This is a genomic window from Williamsia limnetica (genome assembly GCF_003217475.1).
GTDB classification, from domain to species: domain Bacteria; phylum Actinomycetota; class Actinomycetes; order Mycobacteriales; family Mycobacteriaceae; genus Williamsia; species Williamsia limnetica.
This window is the reverse complement of record NZ_QJSP01000006.1, coordinates 217705-237099: the sequence shown is the minus strand read 5'-3', so window position 1 is coordinate 237099 and position 19395 is coordinate 217705. Positions and strand designations below refer to the sequence as shown.

Below are 19395 nucleotides of genomic sequence, written 5' to 3'. Positions count from 1 at the left end.
CGCCAAGGGTAAAGGATTTTTTGCAATTGCGTCACCACCGGGGTCAGTGCCGGACCGTCACACCGGTGAAGCCGCCGACAGTCTTCATCGGCGAACTGTTCGCATGTATGTTCGACAACCGCTATCCTGGTCACCATGCACCCCGGTCGCCAGGCCTCGCTGTTCGAGGAGGACACAGCAGACGATCAGACGCGGAACGCGACGGCCTGCGGCGACGGCTCCGGGTTACTCCCGCTGGTCGGCTCCGTCTCGAGGCGGACGCTCACCGACGGCGCCTGGGTCGACCTGCGGCCGGGCTGGGTCACCGGCGCCGATGAACTGTTCGACCGTTTGGAGTCGGGCGCCGCGTGGCGCGAGGAGCGGCGCGTCATGTACGACCGGGTCCTGCCGGTACCGCGGCTGGTCAGTCACTACGAGGATCGCGGCGCGTTCCCGCACCCGCTGCTGGAGACCTGCCGCGGCGCCCTCACCGACTTCTATCGCGACGAGTTGCCCGAGGGGTTCAGTTCAGCCGGTCTCTGCCTGTATCGCAACGGCAATGACAGCGTCGCCTGGCACGGTGACACCATCGGCCGGGGCAAGACCGAGGACACGATGGTTGCGATCCTCTCCCTCGGATCTCCGCGTCCACTGCTGTTGCGGCCCACGGGCGGTGGCCGATCGCTCAAGTTCACCGTCGGCCACGGCGACCTGCTGGTGATGGGTGGTAGCTGTCAGCGCACCTGGCAGCACGCCGTCCCGAAGACCACCGGCGTCGGGCCACGGATCAGTGTGCAGTTCCGCCCGCACGGGGTGCGCTGAAAGCGTCACCAGCCAATAGGCGACACCGGTCAGGCGGCGTCACCTTCGAAGGCGTAGTTCACCCCGGTCAGCGACTCGGACAGATCCCACAGGCCGGCGGCGACGAGTTCGTCGCGGGAGCGCTTGTTCGATTTCGCCGGCCCCGGTGCACCACGCATGCCGCCCATTTTCGTTGGCCCGTAGTACGCGCCGGAGCGGGCCTGCGGTGACGTGGCGGCGTACAGTTCCGGCAACGCACCATCAGCGGCGGACTGAGCCACCAAACCTCCGATGCCCATGAACCGGTCCCAGATCGACTCGGTATGTGACTGCAGCTCGGTCGCCGCGTAACCCGGATGCGCCACAATCGATTTGATTGATGACCCGGACGCCCTGAGCCTGGCCGCGAGTTCGTAACCGAACAGCAGATTTGCCAGCTTCGACTGCCCGTATGCGGGCCAACGGCTATACCGGCGCTCACGGTAGTTGGGGTCCTCGAGATCGATCTTGCCGATCTGGTGCATCGTCGACGACAGGGTCACCACCCGATCGGAGATCTTGGGCAGCAACAGTCCGGTCAACGCGAAGTGACCGAGATGGTTTGTGCCGAATTGCATTTCGAAGCCCTCAGCGGTGCGCGCCTCGGGAACCGCCATCACGCCCGCGTTGTTGATCAATACGTCGATCGGTCCGGTGCGCTCGGCGCATGCCCGCACCGAACCCAGATCGGCGAGATCGAGTTCGGTGATGGACGCGTTCGGCCCGATCTGCGCGGCGACCGGCTCCGCCTTGGAGACGGTGCGGCACGCCAGGATGACCTGGGCGCCCGCAGCGCCGAGCGCAAGTGCGGCTTCTTTACCCAGGCCACTGTTGGCCCCGGTGATGAGGATGGTGCGTCCGGTCTGATCCGGGATGTCGGCTGTGGTCCACGTCATCGCTTCAACGTACCTGTCTTCATGTGCATGTCTCCTTGTGTTGGAAGGTGGTCACCGTTGCTCGCGTACTCCGAGCATCATGCCGGGTATCTTGATCGCGGTACCGACGAGCGATTTGAGGCTCCACCAGGACGGGTCGGCGGCGTCGGTGGCGATGGTGTAGAGCTTGGTCGGCACCGCCCGACCACGCAGCACCAGCGATCCGATCGAATTCCATTGCGACGATTCGTCTTCCGAGGCGTCCATCGCAGCTCCGCTGGCCAGTACGTGGGAGCGCACGGATTTCGCGGCCTCGGAGAGCCTGGCCGATTCGTTGACGGCGTCGCCCACCACGGTGTACTCGTACCGGGTGACCGCGCCGATGTTGCCCGCGAACACCGTCCCCGCGGAGACGCCGATCGAAAAGCGAAGTGGCCTGAGGGTTTCCAGCTCCGCGTAGAGATCGCGGGCGGCGGCGAGCGCCGCACCGGCAGGATCGTCGACCGCGCTGGGGGCGCCGAAGATGGCCAGCGCGGCATCACCTTCGAACTTGTTGATGAAGCCGTCGTGACGGTCGACGACCTCGGCGACGATGGCGAAGAAACTGTTCAGGAGGGTGGCGACGGTTTCGGGCTTCTCCCGCTCGGCGAGCTTGGTCGACCCCTGGATGTCGACGAACAGCACGCCGACGAAAGCGTTCTCGCCGTGGAAACCCGCCCCCTGTTCCAACGCCAGCCGCGCGACCCCGTCCCCCACATGGCGTTCGAAGAGTTCCCTGATCTGCTCGCGTTCGGCGAGCCCGGCCACCATGTCGTTGAAACCCTGCTGCAGGATCCCCAGCTCGGAGGAGTCGTAGACATCCAATACGGGGTGAACCTGTCCCGCCTGCAGCTGCTCCATTCCCGTTCTGATCTCACGGAGCGGGTCGGTGATAGACCGCGAGACCAGGACCGTGGCCCGGATACCGCCGAGCAGACAGAAGATGGCGAGCACCACCGTCGGCGTATCGATCAGCATGCGGTTGTCCGGTAGCCAGCCGGCCAGCCGGCCGACGTTGATCGCGATGATGCCGAACAGCGGAATGGCGCAGAAGACGATCCACACCGCCAGCAGTCGTTCGCGCACACCGAGTATCGCGCGGCCGAGCACGCCGTCACGCAATGCGATGGCCACCAGTGGACGCGACATCCGCTCGACGAACAGGTAGCTCAAACAGCCGGCCGACGTCCCCGCCATCAGGAACGCCGATCCGAAGACGACGAACTCCACCGCGCTGCCGCCCAGCCCGATCGGGATGTAGACGATGGCGCCGACCGCCCAGGTGAGCAGTGCTGATCCCGCCTGTTGCAGCGGCATCAGCTGGATCGACCGACGCTGGGCCGGGGTGGCGGGTACTGCTTTCACGAACCACGTCAGCTGCGGGTAGAGCAAATAGACGCTCAGCGCGCCGCCGACGGCGAGAGCCGCCACCACAGCGACGATGAGAACGGGCAGATTGGAGTCGGCGATCATCCCCGAAACGCTCAGCTCTCCGCCGGTCATCACGAGCTGGATCATCACCACGGTCTCGATGGCCGCGATGATGTTGCTGATTGCGAGGCCGAGCACCGCCAAGATGATGAACCGGTTGGCGACGTGCCTGCGGCTGTCCGGACCATCTTGGCTGGGGTCGGGCACACCGATCAAGTAGTCGTCGAGGTGCATGACCGCACTCAGCGCACCGGACAGCCCGGGTCGTCGAGTGCTCGGTCGTGCCATCGAGGTCCGCCTTCTCTCGTCACTGATGGTGCACCGGAGGTGGCCCGATCGCAACGGAAGTCTCGTCGGTGAGTATACATATTGCAACTTGAGTTGCGTTAGAGTGGAGAAGATGACGCAGCCCTCTTCACCTACGCCGGAACGGACGAGCACCGCCCGGTCGCATCGCCGCGGCGCCGCCGTCCGTGACGGCGTCATGTCGGCCGCGGTGCATGAGCTGCTCAACGTGGGTTTCGACGGGCTGACCATCGCGCATGTCGCCGAGCGTGCGGGAGTACACGTCACCTCGATCTACCGCCGCTGGAAGACGAAAGAACAATTGGTCACGGACGCGCTCATCGACCATTTCGATCCGTCTGTCGCATCCCCTGACACCGGCTCCCTGCGCGGCGACCTCATCGCCATGTGTACCGACGTACACACCTCGCTCACGAGTCCGCAGATGAAGGCCCTGCTGCGACTCGCAGCGATGCCCGTGGACATCGATCCACTCGACGAAGCCCGACGCCGCATGGTGGAGGCTCGGATCGACCTGTTGGCCTTGATCTTCGCGCGGGCCGTTGCCCGCGGTGAGATCGGCGGCACCGCGCATCTCGATCACGCGTTGGCGCTCGAGGTGCTGCACGCACCCATTTACACGAGAGTGCTGCTCAGTCGCGAGCCCATCGACGAGCAGTATCTCGGCGACCTCGTCGACATGGTGCTCGCCGGACTCGTCACTCACTGACAAACCCACCCGGTCCAGGCACAACCAGGAACTGCAGCACCTGGGTGTACCTGGAACGGGTGGGTCTGTGATGCAGATGGAAACGGCGGCCGCAGCACCGGGATCTTCCGGTACGGCGGCCGCCGTTGACACCTGATCCGATGGGGGGATCGAATCAGGCAGTTGGAGGCGAGATCAGGCGGTCTTGCCGGCCTCGATCTCGAGGGTGATGGTGACCTTGTCGCCGACGACGCTGCCGCCGGTTTCGAGCGGCATGTCGAGGTCGATGCCGAAGTCCTTGCGGTTGAGCACAACCGAGGCCTCGAATCCTGCGACCGGGCCGTTGCCCATGCCGGGGTTGACACCGTTGAACTCGAGCTTGAGGGTGACCGGGCGGGTCACGCCGTGGAGGGTGAAGTCGCCCTCGACCGCGTAGTCGTCGCCGTCGGCCTTGACCGAGGTGCTCGTGAAGGTGGCGGTCGGGTACTTCTCGACCTCGAAGAAGTCAGCGGACTTGATGTGGCCGTCGCGGCCTTCGTTGCCCGTGTTGATCGAGTTGACATCGATCTCGGCGGTGACGGAAGGAGCCCCGTTCTCGTCGACGGTGATGGCGCCGGAGAAGGTCTCGAACTTACCGCGCACCTTGCTGACCATCAGGTGGCGTACGGAGAAGGACACGGCCGAGTGCACCGGATCGATGGTCCAGGTGCCGGCTTCCAGATCGGTGGTGGTGAGGGTGCTGCTCATGATTGCTCCTTGGTGACTGCGGTTTTTGGTCTACAGAGAGTCTAAACGGACCTCGGTCCGAATACATTCCCGACTGGCGGAACCTGCAGCCCGGAATCCACTGACCTGCGTAGACAGAAGCGGATTGTGACCGGAACCACAGACGGGTGTCCGTTTCTGCGCATAATCTGAGCCGGGGCGGGGGAAGCGACAATCGAACAGGCGGTAGCGCAGTGGCTGAAACAGAAGTTCTCGTGGTCGGAGCCGGACCGGTCGGGTTGACCGCGGCGATCGAGCTGCGCAGGCGCGGCGTCCGCTGCCGGATCATCGACCCGCTCGTGGAGCCACCGCAGTACGCGAAGGCGGTCGGGGTCCAGCCTCGGACCCTCGAGGTCTTCGAGGGGATGGGCGTCCTGCGCCAGATTCTCGACTCGTCGACGCAGATGCGTGGGCAGGTGGTCTACGTGAACGGCGAAGAGGCAGGACGCCTCGACCTCGAGCTCCCGGATGATGTTCCGTTCGGATTTTCCTCGATTCCCCAGTACGTCACCGAGCGCATCTTGCGGGAACGACTTGCGACCCTCGACCTGCCGATCGAGCGAGGCAAGGCACTGACCGGATTCTCCCAGCACGACGACGGCGTCACCGCGACCCTGTCCACGCCGGACGGTGAAGAGACGGTCGAGGTCCAGTACCTCGTCGGCGCCGACGGTGCGCACAGCGTCACCCGCAAGACCCTCGGTCTGTCGTTCGAGGGTGCGGCTTTCGAGGAGCAGTACATGCTCGGCGATGTCGAGGTGGACTGGTCGCAGCCCGCCGGCTACGGCATCCGGGCGATGCACCAGACCGATGGCAAGACCGACGATCTGCTCGTCTGCATCCCGTTGTTCGGCCGCGGCCGGTACCGGATGTCGATGCTGGTCCCTGACGAGCTCGCCACCGCGAAACCCGAACGCGGCGCCATCGCCCACGGGTTCGAGGGCGAGAAGAAGCCCGAACTCTCCCATATCCAGGCGGTACTCGACCGGCTCTCGCCCGAACCGACCACCGCGCGCAATCTCCGGTGGTCATCGGTGTTCCGCATCAGCCACCGCATCGTCGACTCCTACGGCCACGGCCGGGTCTTCGTCGCAGGCGATGCCGCACACATCCACCCACCCACCGGCGGCCAGGGCATGAACACCGGCATCCAGGACGCACACAACCTGGCGTGGAAACTGGCCCTTGCCGTCCAGGGCAAGGCCTCGGACGGACTGACCGCCAGCTACGACGCCGAGCGCAGGCCCGTCGGCGAAGAAGTCGTCGGCCGTACCGTCCGCAGTGCCCGTGAGGGCATCGGCGCAGGAGAAACCGACCCCGCCTACGTCATGCGCCGCGAGGCCCAACTCCTCATCGAATACGCAGACAGTCCCATCATCGAGAAATCCGCCGACGACGCGATCCTGCGGCCGGGGGTGCGCGCCCCGGACGCCAAAGGTCTCACCAGAGAGATCGTCACCGACCCGATCCGATTGTTCTCGCTGTTCGATCGGCTGCGGCATACGGCGGTCATCTACCTCGCCGGCGCGACGAGTACCGACGCTCTCCTCGACCTCGAGGCAATCGCCGATCAGGCGACCGCGACCGCACACGGCGAACTCGATGTGTACCTGGTGGCCTCCCCGGACGCCGAGGTGGCGGCCACCGTACTGCCGGTCATCCGGGACACTGCGGGGACCTTCGCCGAAGCCTATGGCCCACAGGACCGTTCGCTCTACGTGATCCGGCCGGATGGATATCTGGCATACAGCGCGGGCGCGGCATCGGGCGACGACCTCCTTGCTCACCTGAAAAAGACGTTCCGATAGACCGGGGTGGCTCACTCGTGGTGGATCCGGCCGTCGGTCTCGGTCAGCGGACGACCGCCGCCACCCCAGCGTTTGGCGATGATCTCGGCCGCGATCGACACCGCGGTCTCGGCAGGCGTCCTCGCACCGAGGTCGAGCCCGATCGGACTGGAGAGCCGGCCGATCTGCTCGTCCGTGAGCCCCGCCTCGCGTAGCCGATCAAGTCTGTCGAGATGGGTACGCCGCGAGCCCATCGCTCCGACGAACGCGACCTCGGGGATCTGCAGCGCCACCTCGAGCAACGGGACGTCGAACTTCGGATCATGGGTGAGGACGCAGATGACGGTCCGCGCGTCGAGCGACCCCGCCGAGAGCTGAGCGGACAAATAGCGGTGCGGCCACTCGACGACCACCTCGTCGGCCGTCGGGAAGCGCGCCGGTGTCGCGAATACAGCGCGGGCGTCGCAGACCGTGACGCGGTAACCGAGGATGGATCCCTGCTGGGCGACCGCCGCGGCGAAGTCGATGGCCCCGAACACCAGCATCCGAGGGCGTGGCGCGTGAGCGGCGACGAACACCGCCATGCCCTCACCTCTGCGCTGGCCGTCGGGGCCATACGTCAGTACCTCGCTGCGGCCGGTGGCCAGCAGCCCACGCGCATCGTCGATCACGGCGTCGTTCATCCGATCGGAACCAAGCGAGCCCTGCACGGTCCCGGGGCGGACGATGAGTCGGCGACCCACCCATGAGGCGTCGATATGCGACACCACGGTCGCGATGGCCACCGGCCGGTGCTGCTCGATATCCTCTGCGATGTCGCCGAGTTCGGGAAAGGTTGTCTGCGAGATGGATTCGGTGAAAATGTCCAGGATTCCACCGCAGGTCAGGCCCACCGCGAACGCGTCGTCGTCGCTCACCCCGTACCGCTCCAGCGACGGGATCCCGGACTCGACGACCTCGGACGCCGACTCGTAGACGGCCCCTTCGACGCAACCGCCGGAGACCGAGCCGCTGACGGTGCCGTCCGGGCCGACCACCATCGACGCCCCAGCTGGACGAGGCGCCGAGCGGAAGGTGCGGACGACGGTCCCGACGCCTGCTGTCCCGCCGCCGCGCCAGATCTCCATCAGCTCTGCGAGCACATCCTGCATCGTGGCCTCCATGCCGGTGCCCGGCCAGTCCTTCTACGACCGGCACCGCGCCGGCAACGTCCAACGTAAACTCCGATGGTGGCACCCGCCCACGTTCGCAGTCCATTCGGCCGCAGAGGACACATGCGATGACATCCGATGACACCGTCCCGGCAACCGAGTTCCCGCTGCGGCTCGGCAAGGTCGCTCGACGCGAACTCGCTGTCCACGGCTACACAACCTTCGGCCAGCTGACCGGGGTCACGGCCCGAGAACTACTGCAGATCCACGGCGTCGGCCCGAAGGCCATCCGCATTCTCACCGACGAACTCGCAGACCGCGGGCTGTCCTTTGCGACGTGAGCCGTTCGGCACGGTCGGCGGTTGCTACGGCATGGCCGGGGGTGCACCACCTGCGCCGCCCGGTCCACCCCCGCCTGCAGGCGGCGCGGCCTGAGCATTCTCCGACGTCGCCGCCACACCGATGGTGATGGCGATGTCGAAACCGTCGGCGACACTGCCGGTCGCGGTGGCCAGTTCGGCGTCCCAGCCGTCGCCGAACACGTTGTCCGACGACAGGGTGGTGCGGGTCATGTTGGTGACGCTCTTCTCGTAACCCTCCGCACCGGAGAAAACGGTGTCGCAGGCCTCCTGGGGCAGCGCGATCTGTGACGTCAGCCGGGCATTGTCACCCGCGATCGCGACCTCGAGCGAGTCGTACACCTCGAAGTGGATATGTGGCCACCGGCCCGAGTAGGCGGCGGGGAAGATCGAGGTGAACGACACCGTCCCGTCGGCGCCTGCGACCTGTACCCCGCGCAGGTAGTTCTGGTCGGCGATCGCCTGTCCGTACAGGGAGTATTCGCCGTCGCGGTCGCAGTGCCACACGTACACCGCCATACCGGTGCCGGGATCGCAGTTCTTCGTCAAGTCCTGCAGCGCCATGGTGATGGTCATCGGGACACCCTCGGCGGTACCCGTCGATGTCCCGAAACTCTTGGTAATGTCTGTGCGGACGATGCCTGACTCGACAAGGACGTTGGGGCCGTTCGAGCCGTCGCCCGGGTAGGGGCCCGCGGTTTCGCCGGGTGCTGCGGCGACGCACTCCCCCACCGCGGCCGCCGTCGAGGTGGCGGCCCCCGCGGTGGCGCTCGCAGACGACGACGTCGTCGACGAGGTGGACGAACCTCCGCACGCCGCCAGCGCGGCGGTGGCACCTGCGGCACCGAACAGTGCGAGGGCCCCGCGGCGCGACATGGTCTTCATGTCGTACGAGAGGCCGAGGTCGTGCTCGTGTACTTCCGGGTCGCGACCGAACATCCGGCGCTTGCTCATCAAAAAACTCCTTCAGGGGCTGTTGTCGTGTGTGTCCATTGATATCCAGGCAACCCGGCCACAACCTGCGCACACCCTGTGAGAGCGCTGGGAGCCGTGTCCACCTGCGGCGAAAAAGTTCTTCACCCCCGTGGAATACATCGCAGGAGCGGGTGGTTGAATCACGTGACGGTGTCCGGATCAAGCCCCGGGTACCACCCCTTAAGCCGCCGAGAGCGGCCACTTGCCGAGAGGCGCATTGGCGGGCACCGTCCCTTGCTCGAGAAGGCCGTCGACCATCTGGTCGGCGGCCTTTTCTGTGCGGTCACTCGGTCGATGGCTCGGGGATCAGCCGGCCCCCGATGGAGTCAGGGGTGCCCGCGCCGTTCAGCCACCGTCCGATGATGCCTTCCTCCACCGCCATGGCGTGCACGATCACCGTGGCGGCGATGACGATGGCGGAGAAGACGAACAACCAGCTGATCACGGTGAAGATGACCCCGAGCACCCCGAATTGAGCGGTGGCCGAGGCAACCACCTTGGACAGCCCCACGTGGGTGGCCACGACCAGCGCCGACAACCCGGCCGCCGTGATCGCAGCGTTGACCAACAGACAGCGAACGTTGACCTGTCCAGAGGTGAGCAGCCAGGCGATTCCGAACCACAACACAGCCCAGAGCGCGAAGCCGAGCATCAACTCCACTCCGAAGTCGACAGCCGCGCCGACAGACCAGACATCCCGGAGCGACGGCAGCACGATCTGGATGACCACACCGATGACCACGGCCAGGATGACGACCAGCCACCGCCAGCTCTGCTTCATGGTGAGCCTGGGGACATCCCACACCCGTGAGTACATCCTGTCGAGCGCGCGGGAGAACGAGGTGGCGCTGACAAGGGTCATGACGGCGCCGATCAAACCGAACGTCACCGCGGCATCCTGCACCCCGGCGGGGCCGATCGCCAGGTCGGTGGACGTCAGGTCGTAGCCGTCGAGGGCGTCGTCGACCACCCCTTTGCCGGGGATCGCGGACAGCAAGATCATCACGGGCAGGATCGAGGTGAAGGCCTGTCCCGCAAGAGTCATCGCCCGGTCGGCGATCTCGCTGCGCGCGAGGTCGGCCACGATCTGCAGGATCAATGAGCCCCCGGGGACCGCCTTGATCCTGGCGACGGCGTACTCCATCACCGACGCAAGCGCTTGGGTCATGAGGGAACGCTACTGCCTCCGGTGATGACGGGTCCGGGGATGACGAGACCGGGTTCGGTGATGACGAGCGCTCGTGTCGGGAGCTTTCAGTCTTTTCTGTCGTCCTTGTGCACGATCTCGGGCGCGACCTCACGGGTCGCCATGCCGCCCGTGCCACCTTCGTCGACGGGCCCCGGACGCCCGCCCTTGGGCTCGTCGGTGGGCTTTTCGGACTCGGGCTGCTCTTTCTTGGAGGTCATCGGCCAAGATTACGCGCGTCACTCGTCGAGCAAACGGCAGCGGGCGGACCGACGTCACCGGTCCGGCGGCGCACCCAACGCGAGTATCGCGGTGTCGTCGTCCAGACCAGATCCGAAACCGGCGAGCAGTTGTTCGAGCGCAGCCACGATGTCGGCGGCGGATGCCGGGGCGTGCGCCGTCGCGAACTCGAGCAGCGCACCGTCGTCGTCGTATCGCTGCGATCCGATTCCGGTCCGCGCCTCGGTGAGCCCGTCGGTGTAGAGCACGAGGGTGTCGCACGGGCCGAGTTGGCAACGTGCGGAGACGAAGTGGGCCTCGGACAGAATTCCGACGAACTGGCCGCCCGCGGTGCTGACATACCCGGCCGTGCCATCGGCCCGCAGCAGCAGTGCCGGCGGGTGACCACCACTGGCCAATTCGACGTCCCATCCCCCGCTCTGACTGCTCGTGTCCTCGCGTTTGGTCAGCACCCCGAAGATCACGGTGCAAAAGTGTGGATCGTCGCCGTGGTATTCGTGGCTCAGGACGGTGTCCAAGTTGTGCAGTACGGCGATGGGATCGGGGTCGTACACCGCAGCGGAGCGCAATGTGTAACGGGTCAGCGACGTCACCGCCGCCGCCGCGGCGCCCTTGCCCGACACGTCTCCCAAGAAGAACCCCCACTGCGTGGACGACAGCGGGAACAGGTCGTAGAAATCGCCTCCGACCTCGTCGGACGAGGCCGGGTGATGATAAGCGGCAGCATCCAGACCTGAAGGCGGCGACAGGGATGGAGGCAGCAGGGCACGCTGCAAGGTTGCGGCGAGAACCCCCACCCGCGCCCGCTCGCGCTCGGCGCGTCGCCGCTCCTCGAGGAGTTCTTTCTCGTAGGAACGTCTTTCGCGGGCGTCCTGGACGGCGACGCGGATCAGGACCACATTGCCCGCCGCGTCGGTCTTCGCGTTGGCATCGACGAACACCGGCAATCGAGAATCGTCGGCACGCACCAGATCGACCGAGATCGCATCGAGTTCCCCACTCATCTGCAGCATCGGCGCGAAGTGGGTTTCGTAGTGGATCCGGCCGCCGGCGGTCAGCAGCGAGGTGAACTGTGCGCCGAGGAGCGACTGCTGCGACCGGTCCAACCATCCACACAGGGTGGTGTTGACCCGCGCGATACGACCATCCGGCGACAGTGACAAGAAGCCGCACGGCGCGTTCTCGAAAAGATCGTCGAGCTCACGGAAATCTACGTCGCCTGTCACCTGGCGAAGACCGCGATCGCGTCGGCGGTGGCGTCCGGTGCGCTGAGCTGCGGACAGTGCCCGGTGGCATCGAGGGTCACCAGCTGACTCCCGGGGATCTGCTCGTGCACATAGGCGCCGACCTCGCGAGGAGCCAGCGAGTCGTGCGCACATTCGATCACCAGTGTCGGCACCGTCACGCGAGCGAGATCCGCCCGGTTGTCGGACAAGAAGGTGGTGCGCGCGAAGACGCGGGCCCGAGTGGGGTCGGTGCGGCAGAAACTCTCGGTCAGTTCGTCGCCGAGTTCGGGGCGCTCCGGAGTACCCATGATGACCGGGGCCATCTGCCGCGACCATCCGAGATAGTTGCTCTCGAGCGATTCGAGCAATTCGTCGATGTCGCGCCTGCTGAAACCGCCGCCGTATCCGTCGTCGTCGATGTACCGCGGCGACGGCGTCAGCAACACCAACTTCGAGAACCGGCTCGGATCCGACGCCACCGCCAGTACCCCGATCATGGCGGCCACCGAATGACCGACGAACACGACGTCGCGCAGATCTAGATCTCGGACGAGCTCGAGGACATCCTGCGCATAGCCGTCGAGTGAGGCATAGCGTTCGGCGTCCCAGGCCGCCGGATCCGACGAACCGGCACCCACATGATCGAACAGGACCAGCTGGAAATGCGGCTTCAACTGCTCGGCGACCAAGCGCCAGAGTTGCTGGTCACAGCCGAAGCCGTGCGCAAGCATCACCGTCGGCGCCCCTGCCACCCCGGTGATCGTCACGTTGTTCCGCACCCGCACATCCACGCGAGCATCATCTCATCCGGCCCCACGTGGTTGATAATGACCGGATGCGGTCGCGCCAGAAGATCCTCGATGCCACTCTCGGCCTGATCGGGAACGGTGGATTCGAGGCGGTCAACATCGCGGCTGTCGCGTCGGCCGCGGGGGTCTCGCGACAGACCGTCTACTCGATCTTCGGGTCGCGCGAGGACCTGGTGTCGCAGGCGATCGCCGGGGTCGCGTTGGACGTGCTCAGTGCCATCCGGTCCAAGATGGAATCGATCGAGTCACCGGTCGAGTACATCGTCGAACTCATCGTCAATGGCCGTGCGTTCGTCCGCGACGATCGGCTCCTCGCCACCCTCTGGACGGCAGGCGAGGGCAACCCGCTCTTCGACACCGGGATGATGACCCGGGCCAGACCCATTGCCCACGAACTCCTCTCGCCGCTCGCCGAGCGCAACGCCGCAGTGAAGGAAGACCTCGACGAGATCGTCGAGATCTCGCTGCGGCTGGGACTGTCGGTGGTCTTGTTCGACGACGAGGCCATCCATTCCGACGATGATCTGCGCGCATTCCTGACGCGTTGGCTGGGACCTGCGCTGCCCTCACACCCGTGATCACCGTCGTGACACCGGGCACCATCCAGGGCACACAGTAATTCTTGACACTCTACGCTCGAAGTGTCTAGGTTTGAGCACGCTGTGGTGGTCGGGATCACAAAGATCTCCGGACGCAGTGGAGTACGCCAGCCAATGGGGGTCATGTCATTTCTGCCATCAAACGCCGCACCTTTCTGACCGGTGCGGCAGCCGCGGGTGTTGCGCTGGCCGGATCTCGGGTGCTCGCGCAGGCGGCGCCGAATCCGGCCGCGATCCCGCTGACCCGCGAAGATCACCGAGCGGTGATCATCGGATCCGGTTTCGGCGGTGGTGTCGCGGCCCTGCGCCTGGCGCAGGCCGGTGTCCCGGTGACAGTGCTCGAGCGCGGCAAACGCTGGCCCACAGGCCCCAATGCCAACACTTTCCCCGACGCCACCGCCCCGGACAAGCGCATTCTCTGGCACAAGTCCGCCCCGCAGCTCTTCGGCAAACCCGCGGTGTTCGACCCCTACGTCGGGCTCCTCGAAGCCGTTGTCGGCGACAACATGACGACGTTGTGCGCGGCCGGGGTCGGCGGTGGGTCGCTGGTCTATCAGGGCATGACACTGCAGCCTGCAGAGGCCGTGTTCAACACCCACTTCCCGCAGGAGCTCGACTGGGCGTTGATGAACCGGGTGCACTACCCGCGGGTCGCCGAGATGCTGCAGCTCCAGGTCGCTCCGGACGAATTGATCGCGAGCCGGAACTACCGGGCGCCCAGGGTGTTTGCCGACCATGTCCGGCGCGCGGGCCTGCCGGTGTCCAAGATCCCGATGCCCATCGACTGGAACTTCGCGCTCGATGAGGTCGCGGGCAAGATGAAGCCGTCGTACTCCAACGGCTCCGGGGCGCTCGGGGTCAACAACGGCGGCAAGCACTCGGTCGATGTCACCTACATCGCCGCGGCGGAGGCCACCGGCCTGGCGACGGTGCAGACCCTGCACCAGGTCACCGATGTGGAGCGGTCCAAGGACGGCCGGTGGGTGGTCCACGTCGAGCGGACCGACACCTCCGGACGAGTACTCGAACACAAGATCTTGACCACCAAGGCCCTGGTGATGGCCGCGGGCAGCATGAACACCACCAAACTGTTGATGCGCGCCGCTGCCAAGGGCCAGATACCCGACATGCCCGACGATCTGGGGGGCAACTGGGGTTCGAACGCCGACCGGATCTACGTCTGGACCAATCTGGAGACCGAATTCGGTGCACCGCAGGGTGGTCCGGTGGTCTACGGCAGCAAGAACTGGGACAACCCGGAGTCCGCGTTCACCGTCATCCAGGCCTCCGTCCCACCGCTGTCCTTCGATGCGCGCAGCACGATGATGGTCGGATTCGGCGTCAGCCGGGGACGCGGCCGCTTCTACTACGACTCCGCCTCCGACGACGCGCGACTGCGCTGGCCGACGGATGCCGATTCGACCATCCAGAACGGCCACATCGGTCCCGCAGTACGTAAGATCGCCGGACCCGCAGGCATTCTCACCGATACGAACCTGGCGTTCCCGTCCACCTGGCATCCCCTCGGCGGGGCGAGCATGGGCTCGGTCTGCGACCTCGAAGGCCGAGTACACGGCCAGCCCGGGTTGTACGTTCTCGACGGCGCCCTGATGCCGGGGAACTCGGCGGCCTGCAATCCATCGATGACGATCGCCGCGGTGGCCGAACGCGCTCTCGACCACATCGTCGCGCGCGACGTCGGCACCACGATCTGACCATGTTCGATCTTCTTCGACTTCCACACCTGAACGGACACACGATGCGCCAGAACACCTCCCGTCACAACCACAGGCGCAAAGCGGGCGGCGTGGCCGCTGCCGTGCTGCTCGCGGTCGCGTTCGCCGGTTCGATCGTGGCGGTTCCACAGGCGGTCGCAGCGCCGATCGCCGACTTCTATCAACCGCCCACGGACATTCCTGCGACTCCCGGCGCGGTGATCCGGACCGAACCGATGCCACTGCTCGTTTCGGTACCCGGCATCAACGGTCCCTGGCCCGGAACGGCGACACGGGTGATGTATTCCTCGCAGACGGAAAACGGCGATCCCACCGTCGTGACCGGTACCTTCGTCGACGCGACCGTGCCGTGGCAGGGCAAGGGGCCGCGGCCGACGATTGTCATCGCGCCCGGGACCATGGGACAAGGCGACCAATGTGCGCCGTCGAAGGCGTTCAGCGCGGGCCTCGCGCTCCAGCTCGATCCGTTGTCCCAGAATCCTCTGTCGCTCTCGGCCAACCAGGAAGCACCGGCGACGCTTCGCTGGAACGCAGTCGGTGCCCGGGTCTTCGTCACCGACTACATCGGACTCGGCACACCCGGAACGCACACGTACGTCAACCGCATCGAAGAGGCGCACGCCGTCATCGACGCCGCGCGCGCCGCGAACGCACTCAGCGGCTCGGGCCCGGCGACACCGATCGCATTCTGGGGCTATTCGCAGGGCGGCGGCGCCACTGCAGCCGCCGCCGAGCTGCAACCGACCTACGGCCCGGACCTGAATCTGAAAGGAACGTGGTCCGGCGCCCCACCGGCTGATCTGCTCGACGTCCTCGCGAAGATCGACGGCAATCTGATCGGCGGCGCGATCGGCTTCGCGATCAACGGTTTCGTGGCGCGCAATCCGGCGCTCGAGAAGCCTTTGCGCGAACGCACCACCCCCGCCGGACAGGCCCTGCTCGACCAGCTCGCCGGGGAGTGCATCGGGGATGTCATCTTCAAGCATCCGTTCACCAAGACGAGTTCGTTGACCAGGGACGGCAAATCACTGCTGAACAACCTCGGCACCATTCCCGAGGCCGCACCGATCTTCGAACGGCAGCGGATCGGCACCCTCACTCCGGCCACCCCGGTTCTCATCACGGTCGGCATCAACGACGACACCGTTCCCTACGGACAGGTCCGGGATCTCGCCACCACCTGGTGCGGCGGCGGCGCCGACGTCACGTTCCGCACCAACGAATTACCCCCGGTCGGGCCGGGTCTGGTGCTCCCCAACCACTTCGGCCCCGAGGTCATGGATGGCCTCGCCACCAACGAGGTCATCGGCTATCTGATGGACCGCTTCGCCGGCACACCGGTCACCGGTTGCACGTTCGATTGAGCAGGCCCTGAAAACCGGCAAATAGCTTGGCTCCGAGGGTAGATCTCCCTCGGAGCCCGCCTATATGTCAGTTTTCAGGGGCGTTCGGACACCAACCCGTGGACCGAACCGGCAATCCCGAGTGCCGCATAGGCGCCGGTGATCGCCACCAGCAGCGCGGCCGCGCGTCGACGTGGTGCATCGTCAATGGTCCGCAGCGCATTGAGCCCGCTGACCGTGTCGAGAGAATCGACCAGTGCACCGAGTCGCTGCCACTGAGCCCGTGCCGGTGGACCTCCGGTGAGGTAGCCGACTCCGATGGCCAGTGCACGGGCTCCGAAGACCCTCGTCAGATAGGCAACCTCCGGCGTCTGCAACTCCGAGACCCCGGCGGCGCGCAGGTTTGCACCCGGCGACACCAAGGCGGCCACACCCCACGCGATGCGCCCGGCGGCTGCGGCGGCGAAAGCGTGTCGCAGCATCGCGGGTTGGCCGGGGACTTGTTCGATCTTGTGCACTCTGTCGTCCATGAGACCAGGCTGCACCGCCGACCCTGGGGTCAGCGATTACCTGGGGGGTAAGAGTTTCCTCAAACCAACGGGGTCAGTGTCACCTTCACCGACACCTGGCCTTGGTCATTGCGGCGACTGACGCCGTGGCCCGCGCGCTCGACGCCGTCGAGCTCGATCGAGATCGGAGCACCGTCGCCGGAGAAGTTGCGCCACCAGGTCTTCTTGTCTGCCATCGCCACCCCGATGATCACCTCGTCCCCGGAACGCTTGTATGCGACCGGAATGGAGAAGGTCTTGCCCGACTTGCGGCCGGTGTAGGTGATGGTGGCGATCGTCTTGCCGATGATCTTGTCGAGCACCGGAATACGCGCGATGACTCCGACACCTGTGTTCACCACAGCTGCGAACTTCTGAAATGTGTTCATGATCCCCGTCTTCACGAATGATTGGCCCGGCGCAACGCCGGTCTCAGCGTATCCCCCAGCGGCGCGACGAGTCTGCCGACGAAGCGCAGGTGATGCACAACCGCGCCGCGGGAAGAGCCTCCAACCGAGCGTCGGCGATGTCGTTGCCGCACCGTTCACAGATGCCGTAGGTTCCGCGATCGACGCGGACCAGTGCGGCATCGATGTCGAGTACCAACGCCTTCGATCTCTCGATCTGTGCGACCAGTTGACCGCGCTCGAATGCCAGGGTCGATCCTTCCGGATCGTGCTCGTCGTCAGAGCTCTCCCCTGCCCCGGCCTCGACCACCGACCGCAGCCGCACCGACATCGTCTCGATCAACTCCGAGGCAGCGGCGCGCTCGGCGGAGAGTGCTTCGCTGGCGGCGCCGGGATCCATGCCGCGATGATACGGATACCCAGGGAGAAAAGGTGCCCGCATCGACGCAGGCTTTGTACGATGAGTCGGCATTCACCAGGGCGAGTCCACCATGGCCGCCGCCGGAACACTCGAACGACAAGGGACCAGAGATCGTGAGAGAACCCGGATTCTTGACCGCCCTGACCAGGCGAGAGGGTGGAAGGCTGTTGTCGCCGGAACGCGCCGCGCGCAGGGTGTCGGCGTTTGCGTACGGCAACATCCTCGTTCTGTCGGTGGTGGTGGTCTCCGAAACGCACGCGGTCGAGGAGCGACAGGCGGCGTGGCTCGTGCTGGGGACCACGGTGTCGACGTTCTTCGCGCACGTCTTCGCCGAATGGTTGTCCCATGGGATCACGGCCCGGCGACCGGGCGAGACGGAAGGCCCGGAGCCATCGAAGATGGACGTGCCGGCGGCCCTCCGAGACGCGCTGCCCATCATCACCTCGGGCACACTGCCGTTCATCATCCTGGTGATCGGGTCGTTCGAGGTGATCGCCCTGTTCGATCCACCCGGCGCCCAACTGTGCGCGGCTGCCATCATCATCGTCCGAATCGGGTTCCTCGGACTCGTGGTCGAGCGATTGCAGTCGAGCAAGGTGTCGTGGCGCACAATCGCATCCGGGGTCGGGGTGGCGGCCGTAGCGGCGGTCATCACCGTCGTCAAGGTCGTCCTCACCCACTGAGTACGGCCCACCGACGTTCCGCGCGGGTCAGACGTCGGCAGCGACCCGGAATCCGACGTTGCCGGAGGAACTATCGGGTGCACTGCCGATTCGGGCCGACACCCGGTAGCGCCGGCAATACGACGCATGGCACAGGTAGGAACCGCCGCGCTGAACGCGTTCGGATCCGGTGGATGGTCCGGTCGGCCCCACGGCGGGTGAATGGGCGTAGTACCCGGGGTCACGCCAGTCCGCACACCACTCCCACACATTGCCGGTCATGTTGTACAGCCCGTACCCATTCGGCTCATACGCGTCGACGGGGGCGGTGCCGAGATGGCCATCGGCCCCGGTGTTCTCGCCGGGAAACACGCCCTGGAAGACGTTCATCCGGTGCGCCGCCGAGGGTTCGAGTTCGTCGCCCCACGGAAATGGACTGCCGCTCAACCCGCCCCGCGCAGCGGCCTCCCACTCGGCTTCGGTCGGCAACCGGGTGCCGGACCAGGCGCAGAACGCGCGGGCATCGTTCCACGAGACATGCACAACCGGATGATCGGCTCGTCCGTCGATATCGGACTGCGGTCCCTCCGGATGATTCCACGCCGCACCGAATACCTGCCGCCACCACGGGGTGCCCTCGACCCCGCGGGTGGCCGGGAAGTCGGCAGGTAGCAGGCCGCCGAACACGAATGACCACTCGTACTTCTCCGCGTCGGTACGCCAGCCGGTAGCTGCGACGAACTCGGCGAAACGGGCGTTGGTCACCGCATGACTGTCGAGCCGAAACGCCGGCAGCGACACCTCGTGCACCGGCCCCTCCCCATCCGCGGGGTAGGCCCACGCCGAATCATCACCCATCCGGAACGTCAGTGCCGGCACGGTGATCAGTGAATCGGCCACCGCCCGATGCGCGCGCCCGGGCACCGCAGCGGCGGGTTCGTCTTCGGCCGGGCCGCGGCTCGGAGAACAGCAACCATCTGTCATGTCGGCCACTGTATTCGCAGCGCGCAGGCCCCCTCCGCA

At 66.0% G+C, this 19395-nt stretch carries 21 protein-coding genes; 8 read left to right on the top strand and 13 right to left on the bottom strand.

The window, feature by feature from the left end; translation table 11 throughout:
* The first annotated feature begins 135 nt into the window (after positions 1–135).
* Positions 136–801, top strand: a complete 666-nt coding sequence (locus DFR67_RS12100; protein WP_110469771.1) for an alpha-ketoglutarate-dependent dioxygenase AlkB — start codon at positions 136–138, stop codon at positions 799–801.
* A gap of 29 nt (positions 802–830) precedes the next feature.
* Here DFR67_RS12100 and DFR67_RS12095 read toward each other — a convergent pair whose 3' ends face one another.
* Positions 831–1715 carry an oxidoreductase gene (locus DFR67_RS12095; RefSeq protein ID WP_110469770.1) on the bottom strand — a complete coding sequence of 295 codons (885 nt, stop codon included), beginning with the start codon at positions 1713–1715 and terminating at the stop codon, positions 831–833.
* A gap of 51 nt (positions 1716–1766) precedes the next feature.
* Positions 1767–3452 carry an adenylate/guanylate cyclase domain-containing protein gene (locus tag DFR67_RS12090; protein WP_110469878.1) on the bottom strand — a complete coding sequence of 562 codons (1686 nt, stop codon included), beginning with the start codon at positions 3450–3452 and terminating at the stop codon, positions 1767–1769.
* 112 nt (positions 3453–3564) lie between these two features.
* On the opposite strand from DFR67_RS12090, the gene DFR67_RS12085 reads away from it, so the two are divergent.
* Entirely contained in the window at positions 3565–4179 is a 615-nt protein-coding gene (locus DFR67_RS12085) for a TetR/AcrR family transcriptional regulator (RefSeq protein ID WP_158539954.1), read from the top strand.
* A 174-nt stretch (positions 4180–4353) separates the two neighbouring features.
* Here the strand turns inward: DFR67_RS12085 and DFR67_RS12080 are convergent, their stop codons facing one another.
* Entirely contained in the window at positions 4354–4905 is a 552-nt protein-coding gene (locus DFR67_RS12080) for a YceI family protein (RefSeq protein WP_110469768.1), read from the bottom strand.
* Positions 4906–5117: 212 nt separating this feature from the next.
* Here DFR67_RS12080 and DFR67_RS12075 point away from each other — a divergent pair, with 212 nt between their 5' ends.
* Positions 5118–6731, top strand: coding sequence for an FAD-dependent monooxygenase (locus DFR67_RS12075; RefSeq protein WP_110469767.1), 1614 nt, complete (start codon positions 5118–5120; stop codon positions 6729–6731).
* A gap of 11 nt (positions 6732–6742) precedes the next feature.
* Here DFR67_RS12075 and DFR67_RS12070 read toward each other — a convergent pair whose 3' ends face one another.
* On the bottom strand, positions 6743–7861 hold the full coding sequence (locus tag DFR67_RS12070) for an XdhC family protein (RefSeq protein ID WP_170135215.1): 1119 nt from the start codon (positions 7859–7861) through the stop codon (positions 6743–6745).
* Between the two features lie 128 nt (positions 7862–7989).
* Here DFR67_RS12070 and DFR67_RS12065 point away from each other — a divergent pair, with 128 nt between their 5' ends.
* Complete coding sequence (locus DFR67_RS12065) at positions 7990–8202, top strand: helix-hairpin-helix domain-containing protein (protein WP_110469765.1); 213 nt, start codon at positions 7990–7992, stop codon at positions 8200–8202.
* Positions 8203–8226: 24 nt separating this feature from the next.
* Here the strand turns inward: DFR67_RS12065 and DFR67_RS12060 are convergent, their stop codons facing one another.
* From DFR67_RS12060 to DFR67_RS12045, 5 genes are all read right to left on the bottom strand, one after another.
* Positions 8227–9174: a dioxygenase family protein gene (locus DFR67_RS12060; RefSeq protein WP_245937900.1), complete on the bottom strand. Its 948-nt coding sequence runs from the start codon at positions 9172–9174 to the stop codon at positions 8227–8229.
* Positions 9175–9478: 304 nt separating this feature from the next.
* Entirely contained in the window at positions 9479–10363 is an 885-nt protein-coding gene (locus DFR67_RS12055; protein ID WP_110469763.1) for a YihY/virulence factor BrkB family protein, read from the bottom strand.
* A gap of 86 nt (positions 10364–10449) precedes the next feature.
* Entirely contained in the window at positions 10450–10602 is a 153-nt protein-coding gene (locus tag DFR67_RS30790; protein ID WP_170135214.1) for a hypothetical protein, read from the bottom strand.
* 54 nt (positions 10603–10656) lie between these two features.
* Entirely contained in the window at positions 10657–11847 is a 1191-nt protein-coding gene (locus tag DFR67_RS12050; protein ID WP_110469762.1) for a SpoIIE family protein phosphatase, read from the bottom strand.
* Positions 11844–12638 (bottom strand): alpha/beta fold hydrolase, encoded by a 795-nt coding sequence (locus tag DFR67_RS12045; RefSeq protein ID WP_110469761.1) that lies wholly within the window; start codon positions 12636–12638, stop codon positions 11844–11846. The genes DFR67_RS12050 and DFR67_RS12045 overlap by 4 nt, the downstream gene beginning before the upstream one ends.
* 44 nt (positions 12639–12682) lie before the next feature.
* Here DFR67_RS12045 and DFR67_RS12040 point away from each other — a divergent pair, with 44 nt between their 5' ends.
* The 3 genes from DFR67_RS12040 to DFR67_RS12030 all read left to right on the top strand — a co-directional run bounded on the left by DFR67_RS12040 (position 12683) and on the right by DFR67_RS12030 (position 16355).
* On the top strand, positions 12683–13234 hold the full coding sequence (locus DFR67_RS12040; protein ID WP_110469760.1) for a TetR/AcrR family transcriptional regulator: 552 nt from the start codon (positions 12683–12685) through the stop codon (positions 13232–13234).
* A gap of 149 nt (positions 13235–13383) precedes the next feature.
* Positions 13384–14970, top strand: a complete 1587-nt coding sequence (locus tag DFR67_RS12035) for a GMC oxidoreductase (protein ID WP_110469759.1) — start codon at positions 13384–13386, stop codon at positions 14968–14970.
* A 44-nt stretch (positions 14971–15014) separates the two neighbouring features.
* Complete coding sequence (locus DFR67_RS12030) at positions 15015–16355, top strand: lipase family protein (protein ID WP_110469877.1); 1341 nt, start codon at positions 15015–15017, stop codon at positions 16353–16355.
* A 74-nt stretch (positions 16356–16429) separates the two neighbouring features.
* Here DFR67_RS12030 and DFR67_RS12025 read toward each other — a convergent pair whose 3' ends face one another.
* The 3 genes from DFR67_RS12025 to DFR67_RS12015 are packed head-to-tail and all read right to left on the bottom strand — an operon-like array spanning position 16430 to position 17689.
* Positions 16430–16864 carry a hypothetical protein gene (locus DFR67_RS12025; RefSeq protein WP_110469758.1) on the bottom strand — a complete coding sequence of 145 codons (435 nt, stop codon included), beginning with the start codon at positions 16862–16864 and terminating at the stop codon, positions 16430–16432.
* A 59-nt stretch (positions 16865–16923) separates the two neighbouring features.
* Positions 16924–17271 (bottom strand): hypothetical protein, encoded by a 348-nt coding sequence (locus DFR67_RS12020; RefSeq protein WP_110469876.1) that lies wholly within the window; start codon positions 17269–17271, stop codon positions 16924–16926.
* Between the two features lie 43 nt (positions 17272–17314).
* Positions 17315–17689 carry a TraR/DksA family transcriptional regulator gene (locus tag DFR67_RS12015; RefSeq protein ID WP_110469757.1) on the bottom strand — a complete coding sequence of 125 codons (375 nt, stop codon included), beginning with the start codon at positions 17687–17689 and terminating at the stop codon, positions 17315–17317.
* 32 nt (positions 17690–17721) lie between these two features.
* On the opposite strand from DFR67_RS12015, the gene DFR67_RS12010 reads away from it, so the two are divergent.
* Positions 17722–18393 carry a hypothetical protein gene (locus tag DFR67_RS12010; protein WP_146240431.1) on the top strand — a complete coding sequence of 224 codons (672 nt, stop codon included), beginning with the start codon at positions 17722–17724 and terminating at the stop codon, positions 18391–18393.
* A 27-nt stretch (positions 18394–18420) separates the two neighbouring features.
* Here DFR67_RS12010 and DFR67_RS12005 read toward each other — a convergent pair whose 3' ends face one another.
* The gene (locus DFR67_RS12005; RefSeq protein ID WP_110469755.1) at positions 18421–19356 is read right to left on the bottom strand and encodes a formylglycine-generating enzyme family protein; all 936 of its coding nucleotides are present in this window, start codon (positions 19354–19356) and stop codon (positions 18421–18423) included.
* Between the last annotated feature and the right edge of the window lie 39 nt (positions 19357–19395).

Coding starts and splice junctions, on each gene's coding strand:
- DFR67_RS30790 (WP_170135214.1), bottom strand. CDS start 10,602: ATGACCTCCAAGAAAGAGCAGCCCGAGTCCGAAAAGCCCACCGACGAG.
- DFR67_RS12070 (WP_170135215.1), bottom strand. CDS start 7,861: ATGCAGGATGTGCTCGCAGAGCTGATGGAGATCTGGCGCGGCGGCGGG.
- DFR67_RS12025 (WP_110469758.1), bottom strand. CDS start 16,864: ATGGACGACAGAGTGCACAAGATCGAACAAGTCCCCGGCCAACCCGCG.
- DFR67_RS12030 (WP_110469877.1), top strand. CDS start 15,015: ATGCGCCAGAACACCTCCCGTCACAACCACAGGCGCAAAGCGGGCGGC.
- DFR67_RS12040 (WP_110469760.1), top strand. CDS start 12,683: ATGCGGTCGCGCCAGAAGATCCTCGATGCCACTCTCGGCCTGATCGGG.
- DFR67_RS12085 (WP_158539954.1), top strand. CDS start 3,565: ATGACGCAGCCCTCTTCACCTACGCCGGAACGGACGAGCACCGCCCGG.
- DFR67_RS12080 (WP_110469768.1), bottom strand. CDS start 4,905: ATGAGCAGCACCCTCACCACCACCGATCTGGAAGCCGGCACCTGGACC.
- DFR67_RS12020 (WP_110469876.1), bottom strand. CDS start 17,271: ATGAACACATTTCAGAAGTTCGCAGCTGTGGTGAACACAGGTGTCGGA.
- DFR67_RS12090 (WP_110469878.1), bottom strand. CDS start 3,452: ATGGCACGACCGAGCACTCGACGACCCGGGCTGTCCGGTGCGCTGAGT.
- DFR67_RS12015 (WP_110469757.1), bottom strand. CDS start 17,689: ATGGATCCCGGCGCCGCCAGCGAAGCACTCTCCGCCGAGCGCGCCGCT.
- DFR67_RS12005 (WP_110469755.1), bottom strand. CDS start 19,356: ATGACAGATGGTTGCTGTTCTCCGAGCCGCGGCCCGGCCGAAGACGAA.
- DFR67_RS12100 (WP_110469771.1), top strand. CDS start 136: ATGCACCCCGGTCGCCAGGCCTCGCTGTTCGAGGAGGACACAGCAGAC.
- DFR67_RS12095 (WP_110469770.1), bottom strand. CDS start 1,715: ATGACGTGGACCACAGCCGACATCCCGGATCAGACCGGACGCACCATC.
- DFR67_RS12060 (WP_245937900.1), bottom strand. CDS start 9,174: ATGAGCAAGCGCCGGATGTTCGGTCGCGACCCGGAAGTACACGAGCAC.
- DFR67_RS12065 (WP_110469765.1), top strand. CDS start 7,990: ATGACATCCGATGACACCGTCCCGGCAACCGAGTTCCCGCTGCGGCTC.
- DFR67_RS12055 (WP_110469763.1), bottom strand. CDS start 10,363: ATGACCCAAGCGCTTGCGTCGGTGATGGAGTACGCCGTCGCCAGGATC.